The organism is Legionella sp. ST3F1, from assembly GCF_048553315.1.
Taxonomy (GTDB): Bacteria; Pseudomonadota; Gammaproteobacteria; order Legionellales; family Legionellaceae; genus Tatlockia; species Tatlockia donaldsonii.
This window is the reverse complement of sequence record NZ_JBLZIO010000001.1, coordinates 434,573-449,703: the sequence shown is the minus strand read 5'-3', so window position 1 is coordinate 449,703 and position 15,131 is coordinate 434,573. Positions and strand designations below refer to the sequence as shown.

The following is a 15,131-nucleotide window of genomic DNA, read 5'->3' as shown; positions in this document are numbered from 1 at the left end:
AATAAGCGCTATTTATTTGATTATACTTAAAATACGACCCTAGCAATAAGTTATTAATTTGACTCAACAACTGACTCCAATATTGTTTGCACGCCAGGAAATCTATGATGCAGCAGGTTCCGTTTGCGCCTACGAACTCCTGTATCGCAATGGCGATGATTTGCAGTCTAATATTGACCCGCTGGATAATCTGGCAGGAGACAAAGCAACCTCGTTTGTTCTGTCTCATCTTTTTACTAACCTGGGTTTGGATTCAGTGGTCGGTAACCTTCCGTGCTATATCAATTTTACACGCAACCATCTTTTACAGAAAATTCCACTGCTATTGCCGCAAAATAGAGTCATTATTGAGTTGTTGGAACATACGGTTATTGACGAACTACTCTTGGACACCATTAAATTACTGGTTAAAGAGGGATTCAAATTTGCCCTTGATGACTTCGTTTTTCGTGACGACCTAATCCCTTTAATTCACTTAGCCCAGATAATAAAAATCGATGTCCTTAATTTAAATGAGAGCGAGATCAAAAAACAGTTGGCTTTACTTAAAAACTTTAAGGGTCGATTGTTAGCTGAAAAAATTGAAGATAAGAAACAACTGTCACTGTGCAAAAAGCTTGGTTTCCACTATTTCCAAGGATTCTTTCTCAATTTCCCACGCCCCATTCAAGGCCAGGAATTATCAGAGAGCAAAGCTTACTTACTAAAATTATTAGCGGAACTGCATCACCCTGATGTGAAACTGGAACGCGTGGAAGAAATCATTCTGCAGATCCCGAAATTGAGTTACCGCATTCTGCGCCTTGCTAATTCACCAGCAATGTATATAGGAAAAAAAATCGACTCGTTGTTAGAAGCCATTCAGCAGCTCGGTCTTGTCCAAATACGCAACTGGATCAGTTTGATTTTAGTATCAAGTCTGGATGAGGTTACTTATGATTTACTAGAGCGCACTTTAATTCGGGCGAAAATGTGCCAACTATTGGCTCGCTCTTCAGGCCTGGTGAATTCGCAGCAAGCCTATACTGTGGGGATGTTTTCCGCACTCGACACTATTTTAAATGAACCCATGGCCTCTTTACTCAGTAAGATTCCCCTTAGTGAAGAACTCAATGAGGCCTTACTCCACAAACGCGGCATTCTCGGTCAATTGCTCTTGCTAACCCAACATTATGAACAGGGCCGCTTTGATCTGCTTGATTACACTACCTTTACAGCACAGGATTATAGCCAGGCCTATTTAAATGGAATTGACTATGCGAATACCGTCATGGCCGTTATACGTTAAAAATAATCGCAATGGCTTTTCAAGCCTCTTTCAAACCCGTTCAAATGAACAAAAAAAAAGCAACTAATTATTAAAAATGACCAAAGCCTGCTAAAGGTAACTAATTGTTTTTAAAATAAATAGAAAATACTTTGCGTCAGAAAAAAAATAAGTTATAACAGACTTACCTGTATCAGGGACTGACAGGTATGAAAAAGGGCGCGGCTTATCAACTAAGGTCTGTTGACGTTTCTATCATCGTGGCCGAAAAGCATTGATCCCCTGCGTTTCGCTGCTCATTTACTACCCTGTAAACGGTGCTGCGATACTCGTCAATCAATGCATTTCGACTCAGCGAGCGAAATGCCCACAGGCCCTGGAAGGCTGATAAAACAATTTTTTTCATGGAGTGAAAAGTGAACAGTAAAGTGTTTTCACAACGATTTAACCGTGAGCTATCATTGCTGGGTTTTCCCGAGGAATTAGCGGAAAAAACAAAAGCAGTTGCGAAGGTCTTTGGCGTCACACGCCATTTGGCCAATGCAATGATTTTTGGCCATCTATTACCGCCTGCAGAGCAACTGGATAAAATTGCTGAAGTGCTGGAGGTTTGCCCAAAATGGCTGAGCGGCGTAACCGATAGAAAAAAAGCCTATCCTGGGCGCGAAACAGAAACAGGTGGCCGCGAAACAGAGACTGGTCGCGAAACAGAAAGCGTGTAGTCTCCTTGTACTTCAGTTATAATCATACTAGTTCGCTGACTTGTGATATCAGACTCCCTATTGATATCACAAGCTATAATTTACTTCCAAAAGGCTATTTATAATCATGGAATGCTTAACTTACTGCATTGCCAACTCAATTGATTTAACACGTTTAGATCATTACATCAAAACGTCCCTGGTTGATTATCATTCCAATAAAACTCGCGACATCTTAAAGTTTGGCCATAACAGTAAAAATAATAATCATGTAATCTTCGTCTTTAAAAATGGCACCGTCGTTTCCTGGGGAATCAAACGCCATCAAATCGACACCTATCTTAATATCATTAAAAGGTTTGGTGAAAAACCCGTTCCATTTTTAGTGCGAGATGAATTCAGCTATAAAATCGGCGATAAAACCGCCATAGAACCCCATGATTTTTTTGATGTCGATTGTTTAACTATAGATACTGATAGTGATGAGCTAAAATTAAGCCTGTCTTATGGATTTTCCCAATCAGCCAAACTGCAGTATTTTGAAACCATCATTGAAGCACTGATTGAAAAATACAACCCAATGATTCAAAGTCTTTCAAATAAGGGAAAAATGCCTATAAGCCGCAGTCAGATAATCCAGGTTATCGGAGAAATTCTGGGGGCAAAAAGCGAAACCAATTTAATTTCTAACTTCTTCTACCATCCCAAATATTTCTGGCAGCATCCGACGCTCGAAGAATATTTCATCATGATGGAACGTTATTTACATATTCAACGCCGCGTCAATGCAATTAACCATCGTTTAGATACCTTGAATGAAATTTTCAATATGTTTAACGATTATCTGGAAACACGTCATTCCCATACGTTAGAAATTATTATTATTATTTTAATTACAATTGAAATTGTTCTTGCTGTTCTCAATATCCATGTCTGATCACTCCAAGTAAAACACTGAGAACAGTAGGGTTGTTGACACTTCATGCGAGCGAAATGCCAACACCCCCTAGTAACTCTCCCTTATCTTTTGTAGGATCTCCTTTTGCCTCAAGCAAAGCCACCATGAATACCTTAAAATCCCGTCTGCTGGAAAATACCTCGCTGAAAAAAGAATTTTTAGCAGGAGCCACTACCTTTTTAACGATGGTTTACATCGCCTTTGTGAACCCAAGCATCTTACAACATACCGGTATGGACCAAGGTGCTGTTTTCACTGCGACCTGTCTGGTGACCGCCTTTGCGTGTGGCCTGACCGGTCTCCTGGCTAATACTCCCATAGGAGTAGCGCCTGGTATGGCTCTTAATATTTATTTTTCTTACAGTGTTGTGCAAGGACTAGGCGTCGATTGGCAACACGCTTTAGCCATGGTGTTTATCTCGGGAGTCATGTTTCTTTTTATCAGTCTGACCCGCTTACGGCGCCTCTTAATTGAAGCAATTCCCCATAATTTGCAAATTGCTATCTTAATTGGGATTAGTTTGTTGATTGCCTTAATTGCCCTGGAATCTAACCAGCTTATTATTGGCAACAAATATACGTTGATGCATCTCGGCGATATTAGTCGCCCGCAAAGTGGACTTTTCTTTGCTGGTTTTCTATTAATTCTGGTATTGGATTATTACCGTATTCCGGCAGCAATCATTATTGGGATCCTTTGTATCAGTATTCTGAGTTTGCTGCTGGGCTTGACCACCTGGCAAGGTTTGGTTGCCTTACCTCCCTCCATAGCGCCGACTTTCCTGAAACTTGATTTTTCAGGATTAACGAATGTAACTGCACTTAAAGCAATTTTTACCTTTTTTCTCATTGCTGTATTCGATGCAACGGGCACTTTAATTGGTTTGCTCAATCCATCTATTTTTAAACATCAACCCGATTATCAGCATCGTCTCAGCAAAAGTTTAACCGCTGATGCAACAGCCTCCATAGCAGCAGGATTGCTAGGTTCCGCCAGCACGTCTCCTTTTATTGAATCCGCAGCAGGTATTGAAGCAGGCGGCCGCACAGGATTAACCGCGCTGGTGATTGCCGCAGGGTTCATTTTAATGTTGTTCTTTTTTCCATTGGCAAAAATGATCCCCACTTATGCGGTAGGCCCTGCATTGCTTTATGTAGCCTGTTGTATGATGAAACATTTGGGTGAATTAAAACTCACTGATTTTAGTGAAACAGCCCCCTGCATGATTACCATCATGATGATACCGTTTACAGCATCAATTGCTGATGGTATAGGCGGTGGGATCATTCTCTATACCCTCCTTAAATTACTGACGCGCCAGGCGGTGAATCACTTATTAATTATTTTAAGTATCGTATTTGTGATCTTTTTTATGATTAGTTAGATAACCTATTTTATTTTTAGGGCTTGATTTTCGAGCATGGCAGCGGAGCAATCCTACTGGTATGCTGAGCAGCGAAAATCAAGCCATAGGTGCCAAGATTGTAAGCATGTCAACTGCTTTTTTTGTTTGGTAACATCGCCCAACTCACACCGGCAACTACTAAAAAAGCCCCCGTCAGTTGCAACAGCGTGGGTAGATTGCCCTGCAGTGAATATAAACCTATTGTCACAATTGGCATGAAATTAAACATCAAATTAGGCTCCGATACACCAAGTTGATCAATCGCCAGCGTCCAACAGAGATAAGCACTAACCGTAGAACCAAGGATTAGTCCTACTAATGCCCAGACAGGCGTCATTGATGGCGGAAAACTATCCGGCAAGAAACTAAGTCCCAGAGGTAATAAAAAAATTGCTCCTATAGTGACGATAAGAGTAACGTTAACCAGTAATGAAACTTGTTTGATTAACCATCGACGCGAAGCAACGGTATAGAAACTAAAACAGAGAGAAGCAATCAAAGCAAAAAGATCCCCGCCATTCAAATGAAAATGACTTAACCCTTGCGGACTAGCGCCCAAAATAGCAATGACCGCACCAATTATTGAAATCACTATCCCGAATATCGTCGCTGCGGGAGGCATTTGCCTGGTTATTAAACCCTCTAGAATCGCCGTCAACGCAGGCGACAGCGCCATGATAACAGCGGCACTGACAGGTGACGAATAATACACACCCAAAAAGAGAAAACCCTGAAAACAGGTAATACCAATAAACCCCAGTAAAAAGTAATGCAGCCAGTGGCCCTTGAATAGAGAACGACTGGGTTTGTTAATGAATACGGTGATAATCAACATAATGAATGCCGCAAAACCAAAGCGTGCCGTTGATGCTGCAAAAGGGGATAACCAATCCATAGCAAGCTTGCCCCACACATAAGCCGCTCCCCAGAAGAAAACAGCGATGGCAGCTAATAACCGTCCTCTGGTTTTCATGCGCTTCTCCTGTTATTTCTCGGGCAACCTGTATGCCAGGAGCCTCGTTGGGTACCAGGCAATTATAGCCAGAAAAAATAATTCTGTGATGAGGGGGCTGCTACTTTTCGCTAGCTTGAATACCTAGGGCTTGGTATTCGAACATCGCAACGGAACATCGACACGGGTAGGTGAATAACGAGGCACAGAAAATCAAGCCATAGGTGCCAAGACCGTAGAAATGTAAACAGCCCCTAGGACAATTTTAAAAAATCTGACAAGATATGCGTTAACTTATTTATTACCCAGAAAACCATGCTGATCTGTAATAATCATGTAAGTGACACCCAACTAAGCGCTATTGATGACCTGGCTGCCCTATGCCGTGCAGCAGACGGCGGAGTGCCTCCACTCTATCGTCATTTGCTCATTGAAAAAAGAGCGACAGACAATAATGTCTTCTATTACCAGGATAATCATTTAGCGGGGTTTTTGAGTGTTTATTTTTTCTATGAAGATGCTTGTGAAATAAGTATTATCGTTGACCCCACTTATCGCCGACAGGGTATTGCTACACAAATGCTGCAAAGCATCATCCCCCTGTTATTGACAAAGCAAATCAATACAGTCATTTTTTCGACACCGGCAAAGCTCAATGATGAATGGTTATCGAGGCTCGGTTTTCATTACCAAAGTAGTGAATACCATATGCAACGACACAGTTATGAGCCTGTTTTAATTTCCCGCCGTGAGCTTACGATGCGGCCAGCAACTGCGGCGGATATTCCCATTTTATCAGTGATCGATGAAGCCTGTTTTGAGGCTGCCAAAGAAACTGATATGGCTACACGTTTTAACAGCCTGCTCAATGATAATAATTACGTCATCTTCCTCGCTTCACTGCAGGAAAAACCGGTTGGTAAAGCACACATCCGTTGGCAATCCGATGATGCTATTTTGTCTGACATAGCAATCTTGCCTGCTTATCAACGCCAAGGCCTGGGCAGTGAATTGTTAGCCTGGTGTATTAATAATGCCCTGTCTCAGGGAAAAACCCATTTGGCACTCGATGTGGAAACCTCGAATCAGGGTGCTCTTAATCTTTACACGCGCCATGGTTTTAAAACGAAGGATGCGAATGATTACTGGGCTATTTCCATTGATAAGTTGCGTACGCTTTCCTAAACATGCTAGTTTAAACAAGTTTTTTAACATGGATAAATTTCCTCTACTGACTACGGCCTTATGAAAAAATTATTGACTGTATTTTTAGCTCTTTCTGTTCAATTTGCTGTAATCAGTTGCAGCGCTGCAACAAATGAAACGATTACTCCTGACACCCTTATCAAAGAGCATCTACGTCAATACGGACCACAAGAAATGTTTTCCGCTATCCAGGTTTCTATTAGAACGAAGGATAAAATCAGTACTTATACAGCGGGTAATCGCTCGCTTGAGGCAGACAGTCAACCTGTCAGCGCAGATGATCTTTTTAATATTGGCAGTATTACTAAATCATTTACTGCTGCCCTTACAGTGATGGCTGAAAGTGAAGGGAAACTTAAACTTGAGAACCGGCTCAATAATTATCTTTCTGCTTATTCCCATTGGGGCCAATTAAGATTAGACGCCTTACTTAATATGAGCACCGGTATTCCCAATTATTCCGACGCACCTCGTTTTAATTATTTAACGAGTAAAAATCTCCGGCAATATTGGAGTCAGTCAGACCTGATTAATTTAGTTTACTCCACCCGGTTTAACCCTCCCCTCAAACCGGGCTATTTTTACAGTAATACCGGCTATGCTTTAATAGATATGATTCTTAGTAAAGTCTATAACACCCCTTTTCAAAATTTATTAAGCGATAAAATTCTCACCCCTCTAAAATTACAAAATACTTTTTATCCTCTACCTGATTATCCTGCCGAGGTCTTGCAACGCCTGGTAAGAGGATACTCCTATAATGTTTACGAGAATCCTGAATTACTGGGGCAGGATGTAACCGAGAATAATCTAAGTTGGGCTGGCGCTGCGGGAGCCCTGGTGGCTAATAGTGAGGATGTCGTTCATTGGATAGAGCATTTGTTTATTGATGGTAAATTGCTGACCCCAGCCCAGAAAAAGAAAATGCAAACGCTCATTGCTATTCCGACCGGTTCTCCACTGGCTAAAACGGATGTCAAAAACCCACAGGGTTTTGGTTTAGGTATTGTACAAATTTATGATAGCAAAATAGGTCATTACTGGCGCTATGAGGGACAAACCTTAGGTTATCGCGCCTTGTATATCTATGTACCCTGCAATCAGGTTATTATTAGCGCTTTATTTAACAGTGCTACTAATGGTGAAAACGATCACGCCCATTTGCTGGTTGAAGTGCTTTATCAACAAATCCTTAAACAGGATAATACGTTGATTTGTAAAGAAGGCATGGGATCACGAAAAAGCTGAGGATTCGCCTTGACAGATTTTCTGTCGTCCCTTTAGTATTGCGTTTTAGTGTTGCAGGACGACGCCAAGTGGATATGGGCTAAGAGGATATGGAATGAAAAAACGGGTTGTCATCACGGGGATGGAGATCATTTCTTCCATCGGTAACGGGCTGGAGTCCTTCTGGGAAGCTGCAACAAATAGTCAATGTGGTATAAAGCGTATCCAATGCTACGATCCAACCCCTTATCCCACTCAAATTGGTGGTGAAATTACCAATTTGTCCCTGGCTCATTTGCCCGAATTTGATAAAAGCAAGCGCTATCCACGTGTGGCCCAATATGCACTCTACTGTGCTCACCATGCCATAGAACGCTCTGGCTTAACAGCAACTGAGCTACAACAGGCAGCGACTTATATCGGTACAAGCCTGGGCGGAACACCTGAACTTGAGGCAGCTTATCAATCCTTCTACAGTGAAGGGTGGAAGAAAATTCCTGCCTTAAGTGTCATTCGCGGCATGCCCAATTCCGTAGCTAATCATGTGGCTATCGCCTTTGGTCTTGGCGGACCTAATTCCACGATCTCCAATGCTTGTGTCTCTTCTGCAGAAGCAATAGGCAACGCCTATCACCAAATCGCTAATGGACGTCTCACCCTTGCCCTTTGTGGCGGAACCGAATCATTGCTGTGGGAAACCATTATGGCTGCCTGGTGCAAACTTCGCGTCATGTCAACGCAAAATGAAAACCCTGCTTTAGCTAGTCGTCCTTTTGATAAAAATCGTGATGGTATGGTCATGGCTGATGGGGCGGGCATTTTAATTGTCGAAGAATTGGAGCACGCTAAAGCTCGTGGTGCTAAAATTTATGCGGAAATTATTGGCTTCGGCGCCAGTTGTGATGCCTATCATGTCACTGCACCGACTGTGCAAGGACAGGTTCGTGCTATTCAAACAGCCCTGGATGATGCAAAACTGGCGGCAGGCGATGTGCAATACATTAATGCTCACGGTACCGGCACCCAACTCAATGATGTTACTGAAACGGAAACTATCAAAACCGTATTTGGCGATCGCGCCTACGAAGTCCCTGTCACAGCACAAAAAGCTATGACGGGCCATGCTATTGGGGCAGCGGGAGCAATGGAAATCATTGCTACCGTTTTAAGCTTACAACACGATACCCTCTTGCCAACAATTAACCTGCACGAGCCTGATCCGGCTTGCGATTTGGATTATGTGGCAAACCATGCACGTAAGAAACGCATTGATATTGCCCTGTCCAATCACTTTGCTTTTGGCGGTGCGAACGCAGCCTTGTTATTGCGTCGATATTAGCAAACCAATTTGAGCAAAAAATGGTCTTTCTTGTCGTTGAGGAACTCGTTTCCTCAACATTCTTCTGAAACATGATTCGCAACTGAAGCCGCATCGGAGTATAATCGAACTATTTTGCGTAATTATAAGGCCCATTAATGAATGCTTCGTTGTATGAGATAGCTAATTTAGTTCAAGGTGTTGTTGTTGGTGATGAAAAAATTATTATTACCTCTCTCGCCCCGATCAATAATATTACTGCAGGCTCGCTGGTTTTTGCAGATAGTGATGATAATTTCCAACTCGCTGAAAAATCAGATGCTGCAGCCATTTTAGTTAATAGCCAATATAATAGTGAAAGCAAAGCTCTTATACGCGTATCGCATCCTTTTAAAGCCTTTATTCAATTATTAAATCATTTCCATCCTCCGAGAAAGGCAACCCCTGGTGTACATCCTACAGCGGTGATTGCGCAAGATGTCGCCCTCGGCAAAAACGTCTCTATCGGTCCTTATGTAACCATCGAAGCAGGATCTGTCATTGGGGATAACACGGTTATTAAAGGGCATGTCAATATTGGCTATGACGTAATCATCGGTACCGATACCACCATACACCCGCATGTAACCATTTATCACCAATGCCAAATTGGCTCCCGTGTGTCCATTCATGCCTCCACAGTGATTGGTTCAGATGGATTTGGTTATACTTTTACTGACGGTCAGCATTTGAAAGTACCTCACATAGGTCGGGTAATTATTGAAGACGATGTTGAAATTGGTGCAAATACAGTGATCGATCGAGCCACCTTAGACGCAACGGTTATTGGGGCAGGGACGAAAATTGACAACCTGGTTCAAATAGCACACTCAGTGAAGCTAGGCCAACATAATATTCTTTGTGCCTTTACTGGTATAGCAGGAAGTTCAACGAGTGGTAGCCATGTCATTTTTGCAGCTAACGTGGGTGTCAGTGATCATGTCCGGATTGATGATGGGGTGATTCTAGGTGCTCGCGCTGGTGTACCTCCCAAAAAACATTTAAAGCAAGGCAATATCTATTTAGGAAATCCAGCTCGTCCTAAAGATAAAGCAATTGAACAGGAACTCTCTGTCACTCGTATTCCTATAATGCGCAAAAACTTGAAAGGATTGGGTGAAAAAGTTGCAGAATTGAACGCACGTCTGGATCAGTACGAGGCTCAAGAATAATGACTGCACCCTTAATTTTGGTAGATGGCTCTTCTTATTTCTTTCGCGCCTTTCATGCATTACCGCCACTTACCAATTCTAAAGGGCAACCTACTGGCGCCATCTATGGTGTTGCCAATATGGTTAAACGATTAATCAAAGACTATCAGCCTCAGCAAATCGCGGTTGTCTTTGATGCTAAAGGTAAAACATTTAGGGATGAATGGTACCCGGATTATAAAGCTCACCGCCCCCCCATGCCCCAGGAGTTACACGATCAATTTAAACCCATGATTGATGTGCTACAAGCGATGGGTTTACCCTTATTGATTATCGAAGGCGTTGAAGCAGATGATGTGATTGGCACTCTCGCTCACCGAGCCGTCGAACAAAGTCTCGACGTCTTGATTTCAACTGGTGATAAAGATATGGCTCAATTGGTTAATGAGCGGGTCACTCTTATCAACACTATGAGCAATCAACTACTGAATATCGATGGTGTCAAAGAGAAATTTGGTGTCAGTCCACAGCAGATTATTGATTATCTAACTTTAATTGGTGACAGTGTAGATAACGTACCAGGGGTCACGAAGTGTGGTCCTAAAACGGCAGCCAAATGGTTACAGGAATACGAAACACTGGATAATCTAATTGATGCAGCAGATAAAATTAGCGGCAAAATTGGAGAGTATTTACGCTCAAGTCTTCATTATTTACCGCTATCTAAAAAACTTGTCACTATCAAAACAGATGTAGAATTGCCATTAACGCTCTCCGATCTCAGCCCTAAAACAGCGGATAGAGAACGATTAATTGCCCTTGTCAAAGAGTTGGAATTTAAAACCTGGTTAAAAGAACTTTTAGAGCAGGAAGAGCGCTTACAACAATCCAGTCCGACGCCCACCATACAAAGACAACAAGCTGCCTTTAGTGTCATCACCACCGAAATGCAATTTAATGAATTGCTTTGTCAATTAGAGGCTTGTGATCTGTTTTGTGTTGATACTGAAACAACGAGTCTCGACTCGCTGGATGCAGAAATTGTCGGTATAGCCATAAGCATTACTGAAAACAACCCGGTCTATATTCCTTTGACACACAACGATGGTAGTGAGCAGTTATCTCGTGACTCGGTACTAAACCGCTTAAAACCAATTCTTGAAAATCCAGCTATAGGGAAACTTGGTCAAAATTTAAAATACGATTATAACGTCTTTAAAAACCATGGTATTAGCCTGCAAGGTATTGTTTTCGACACCATGCTGGAGTCTTATGTATTAAACAGCAGCGCAGGGCGGCACGATATGGACTCCCTGGCGTTAAAATATTTAGGACATAAGACCATCAGTTTTGAGGACATTGCAGGCAAAGGTGCAAAGCAGCTACGCTTTGATCAAATCCCTGTTAGCAAAGCAGCCCCCTATGCTGCAGAAGATGCTGATGTCACTTTAAAATTGCATAACACAATCTATCCCATGCTTGATGAACGGTTGAAAACCGTGTTACATGACATTGAGATACCTTTACTTACTGTGCTTGCCAATATGGAATACGGTGGCGTTCTTATCGATTTGGAGACTTTGGCAAAACATGGCCATCGCCTTAAAGAACGCATCATTTTGCTGGAACAAGAAGCCATACAATTAGCGGGTAGACCTTTTAATCTAAATTCTCCCAAACAATTGCAAGAAATTCTTTTTGATGAGTTAAAGCTACCGGCTCTGGCTAAAACCCCAACCGGACAGCCATCCACTGCAGAAGCAATCCTGCAAGAACTCGCCTTTGACTATCGCCTGCCAGCAGTTATTCTTGAATACCGTAGCTTAAGCAAACTGGTCTCTACTTACATTGATGCCTTGCCTAAACGTGTTAATCCCAAAACAGGGCGGGTACATACCTGTTATAATCAGGCAGTGGCAGCAACTGGACGTCTGTCTTCCAGCGAACCTAATTTACAAAATATCCCTATACGAAACGAAGAAGGGCGCCTAATTCGCAAAGCGTTTATCGCGCCACCTAATCATGTCTTATTGGCAGCGGATTACTCACAAATTGAATTACGCATCATGGCGCATCTCTCGCAAGATGAAAATCTGCTTAAAGCGTTTGCCAGTGGTTGGGACATTCATTCAGCTACTGCCAGTGAAATTTTTCAGGTTGATTTGGCTGAGGTCACTAGCGAACAACGTCGCCGTGCCAAAGCGATCAACTTCGGCTTGATCTACGGGATGTCGGCTTTTGGCCTCGCTAAGCAACTGGGGATTGAACGCCAGGACGCTCAATATTACATTGATGTTTATTTCACCCGCTATCCCGGCGTACTTGCCTACATGGAGCGTACCCGCAAGCAAGCTCATCAACAAGGTTATGTCGAAACGCTGTTTGGCCGCCGCCTCTATCTGCCGGAGATTAATGCACGCAACTTAATGCGGCAAAAAGCCGCCGAGCGCACTGCAATCAATGCTCCCATGCAAGGTACAGCGGCAGATATCATAAAAAAAGCGATGCTTGCAATTGCTAATTGGCAAAACTCCTCGGGAAAACCACCTGTAAGAATGATGATGCAAGTGCATGATGAACTTGTTTTCGAGATTCACGAATCTGCTATTGATTATGCAACGCAAACCATTCGGGAATTGATGGAACATACCGTGCAACTATCGGTACCGTTAATCGTTTCGATTGGAGTCGGCCATGATTGGGATGAAGCGCACTAAACAAAAGCACCGCAAAGTGAAAATTCATCTCTTTGGGTTATGCCAGGCCAAGCAACATCAATTAAGCATGGAGTATTTCTACCCTTTCACGGTGTTGCAGGGGTTCAAAAGAATCCGAGGCAGCGCGCAATAAATACGACAAAGACATACGGATACGCTCATAATTGACCACTTTAGGCCAATAAGTATACTCGTTAAAAGGCTTGTTATATTGTTTGAAGATTTCAGCAAAAGCATGTCGCATGGTCTCACAATCTGACCAGGCTATCACAGGAAGATGTGGATTGGTTTGCCATAGCGCATCAACCAGCGCAGGACCATTACATTTTAGCCCATCACCAGCCCTTAAATGACCATCCACAATCACCAAAGCAGGGGTATTGTGCCTAAGATCATTGAGGGCACTAAGACTATCTCCTACTACAGTGACTTGCGCTTGCTGACAAACACTTTCAAGCAAACGCGTTAGGCAAAACGCATTAAAAGCACCATCCTCGACAATTAATACACGCATCGCATACTCCCTTTTCAGATAAAGGAAGTATATCGAGTATAACTTAAGAAAAAATTAAGAATAAGCGGGTTAAAAAGCCCGGATACAACGTACCTGTATCAGAAAATCCTTCAAAACAAAATTCTGGCTACCATTCATAAAACTCTGGGCCCAGGCGTCGTTTGCCGAAGTCTCGGTAGAACTCCAATAACTATTAGTGGTAAAGCCGCCAACGGTAGCTCTTTGTAAATAAAGTTGATTAAGCTCAAATCTTGAAGGGAGATACCAGTCCGCATAACACGTGGCGCCAGCAGCACCCGGATCGGCGCAAGCGCTAGTACCATCGGCCTGAATGGCATAATTATAACACACTCGGGCTGCGAAAATATTATTGCCATCCGGAACCTGCAGAGCCATAATCTGCCCCGTATTAGGCCTTCCACCATAGATCCCGTCACTAATGGCTCTGGTCAGTACATCAGTACTATTTCGCCACGTGACCGTTCCTCCTCCTTCATTATCCGCACTGGCAGCAATTAACCCATGCTGACCGGAGGAGTCCACCCAGAACACGACGCCCCCCATCGTCTGCTGGCCAACAGCATAAGTAACTGGTCCATCAATCCATTGAGTGTCATAATCAACATTCGTCACTTTTGCCAGCAACTGTCCTGCAATCCCTCCCGCAGGAATACCGACACCACTTGGACCCTGCGGACCTTGGGGGCCAGGTGTTCCGGAAATACTGGCAATTTGCGACTCAAGCTGACTGACCGCTTGCTGAACTTTTTGATCAACGTACTGTGTTGAAGCAGGGTTTGCTCCATAGACTGCCGTTGTAAGACTCACCGCTGAAACAATACCAATACCCACCATTGTTAGTTTTTTATTCATCACAATCCCTATGATTTGTATGGATTAAACTCTCACTGAACAACCAAGCAATACCCCCTGTTGTATCGGAATATTAGCGACCTGACCTGTCTGCTGAAGTGCATTAACACGAAAATGGGGGTTACTGCCAAAAATTCCCTGATACAACAAACTCAAACTGGTGCACTCACTGATTGAATAAGCCAAACCCGCCTGGACTTCCCCAGCCAATTGCGACTTGTCGTTAATACTGTCGCGATTGTTAAATTGCCAGCGACGATAGGCAACGCCTCCTTTGAGTTGGCCAAAAAGCGCCCTTGTATCCCACAGGGGGGCTTCTAATGTGGCGAGTAAATCAAGGACAGGTTTAACCGTCGATTGAATCGGAAGACCGCCAAGTTCATTTAGCGTAGCCTGGGAAAGACCAAGGCGCATGTCATTGCCATTTTGTATTCCTATTTCCAAGCCCACGATCCATTGCTTATAAATCAGCAAATCTCGGCCAAGAGCAAATCGGCCTATCCCCGTTTGACCATCGGCTTTGTACATATTTTGGTAATCCGTGTACCCCAGACTTCCTGTTATTGACCAAGGCCTTAGTTCCCGCTTGCCAGACATTGCAACCTCATTCATGCCGCCTGCCAACGACGACATGGATAATAGTGATCCAGCTATCAAAAGAAAGATAGAGAAAACTGACCTAACTGCCCTGCTAACAATAGTTTGCAATAAAATTTTGGTAAAGTTCATAACCCTGTATTCCCTTTTATTCCTTTCCTAACAGTTGATAACTTCTTGTGATTGACTCAAATCGTTCAAGTCT

General features: G+C 43.0%; 13 protein-coding genes. 9 read left to right on the top strand and 4 right to left on the bottom strand.

Annotated elements, in window-relative coordinates; all coding sequences use genetic code 11:
- The first annotated feature begins 58 nt into the window (after positions 1-58).
- The 4 genes from ACN4Z1_RS02105 (at position 59) to ACN4Z1_RS02090 (ending at position 4,311) form a co-directional block, all read left to right on the top strand.
- Entirely contained in the window at positions 59-1,288 is a 1,230-nt protein-coding gene (locus ACN4Z1_RS02105; protein ID WP_228363454.1) for an EAL and HDOD domain-containing protein, read from the top strand.
- Positions 1,289-1,683: 395 nt separating this feature from the next.
- A complete protein-coding gene (locus tag ACN4Z1_RS02100; RefSeq protein ID WP_115222396.1) occupies positions 1,684-1,989 on the top strand; it encodes a hypothetical protein in 306 nt (101 codons plus the stop codon).
- A 106-nt stretch (positions 1,990-2,095) separates the two neighbouring features.
- Entirely contained in the window at positions 2,096-2,905 is an 810-nt protein-coding gene (locus tag ACN4Z1_RS02095) for an RMD1 family protein (protein ID WP_115222395.1), read from the top strand.
- A gap of 125 nt (positions 2,906-3,030) precedes the next feature.
- Positions 3,031-4,311, top strand: a complete 1,281-nt coding sequence (locus ACN4Z1_RS02090; RefSeq protein ID WP_228363455.1) for an NCS2 family permease — start codon at positions 3,031-3,033, stop codon at positions 4,309-4,311.
- Positions 4,312-4,420: 109 nt separating this feature from the next.
- On the opposite strand, the gene ACN4Z1_RS02085 is transcribed toward ACN4Z1_RS02090, so the two are convergent.
- Positions 4,421-5,305: a DMT family transporter gene (locus tag ACN4Z1_RS02085; protein ID WP_228363456.1), complete on the bottom strand. Its 885-nt coding sequence runs from the start codon at positions 5,303-5,305 to the stop codon at positions 4,421-4,423.
- Between the two features lie 294 nt (positions 5,306-5,599).
- On the opposite strand from ACN4Z1_RS02085, the gene ACN4Z1_RS02080 reads away from it, so the two are divergent.
- The 5 genes from ACN4Z1_RS02080 (at position 5,600) to polA (ending at position 12,942) form a co-directional block, all read left to right on the top strand.
- Positions 5,600-6,469, top strand: a complete 870-nt coding sequence (locus ACN4Z1_RS02080) for a GNAT family N-acetyltransferase (protein ID WP_228363457.1) — start codon at positions 5,600-5,602, stop codon at positions 6,467-6,469.
- Between the two features lie 60 nt (positions 6,470-6,529).
- Positions 6,530-7,738 carry a serine hydrolase domain-containing protein gene (locus ACN4Z1_RS02075; RefSeq protein WP_228363458.1) on the top strand — a complete coding sequence of 403 codons (1,209 nt, stop codon included), beginning with the start codon at positions 6,530-6,532 and terminating at the stop codon, positions 7,736-7,738.
- A gap of 94 nt (positions 7,739-7,832) precedes the next feature.
- Complete coding sequence (locus tag ACN4Z1_RS02070; protein WP_115222391.1) at positions 7,833-9,056, top strand: beta-ketoacyl-[acyl-carrier-protein] synthase family protein; 1,224 nt, start codon at positions 7,833-7,835, stop codon at positions 9,054-9,056.
- A 137-nt stretch (positions 9,057-9,193) separates the two neighbouring features.
- Positions 9,194-10,246: a UDP-3-O-(3-hydroxymyristoyl)glucosamine N-acyltransferase gene (gene lpxD, locus ACN4Z1_RS02065; protein WP_228363459.1), complete on the top strand. Its 1,053-nt coding sequence runs from the start codon at positions 9,194-9,196 to the stop codon at positions 10,244-10,246.
- A complete protein-coding gene (gene polA, locus ACN4Z1_RS02060) occupies positions 10,246-12,942 on the top strand; it encodes a DNA polymerase I (protein ID WP_228363460.1) in 2,697 nt (898 codons plus the stop codon). The genes lpxD and polA overlap by 1 nt, the downstream gene beginning before the upstream one ends.
- A gap of 61 nt (positions 12,943-13,003) precedes the next feature.
- On the opposite strand, the gene ACN4Z1_RS02055 is transcribed toward polA, so the two are convergent.
- From ACN4Z1_RS02055 to ACN4Z1_RS02045, 3 genes are all read right to left on the bottom strand, one after another.
- A complete protein-coding gene (locus ACN4Z1_RS02055; protein ID WP_228363461.1) occupies positions 13,004-13,456 on the bottom strand; it encodes a response regulator in 453 nt (150 codons plus the stop codon).
- A gap of 69 nt (positions 13,457-13,525) precedes the next feature.
- Positions 13,526-14,329: a DUF1566 domain-containing protein gene (locus tag ACN4Z1_RS02050; RefSeq protein WP_228363462.1), complete on the bottom strand. Its 804-nt coding sequence runs from the start codon at positions 14,327-14,329 to the stop codon at positions 13,526-13,528.
- A gap of 24 nt (positions 14,330-14,353) precedes the next feature.
- Positions 14,354-15,058 (bottom strand): hypothetical protein, encoded by a 705-nt coding sequence (locus ACN4Z1_RS02045; protein WP_228363463.1) that lies wholly within the window; start codon positions 15,056-15,058, stop codon positions 14,354-14,356.
- Positions 15,059-15,131: the final 73 nt, after the last annotated feature.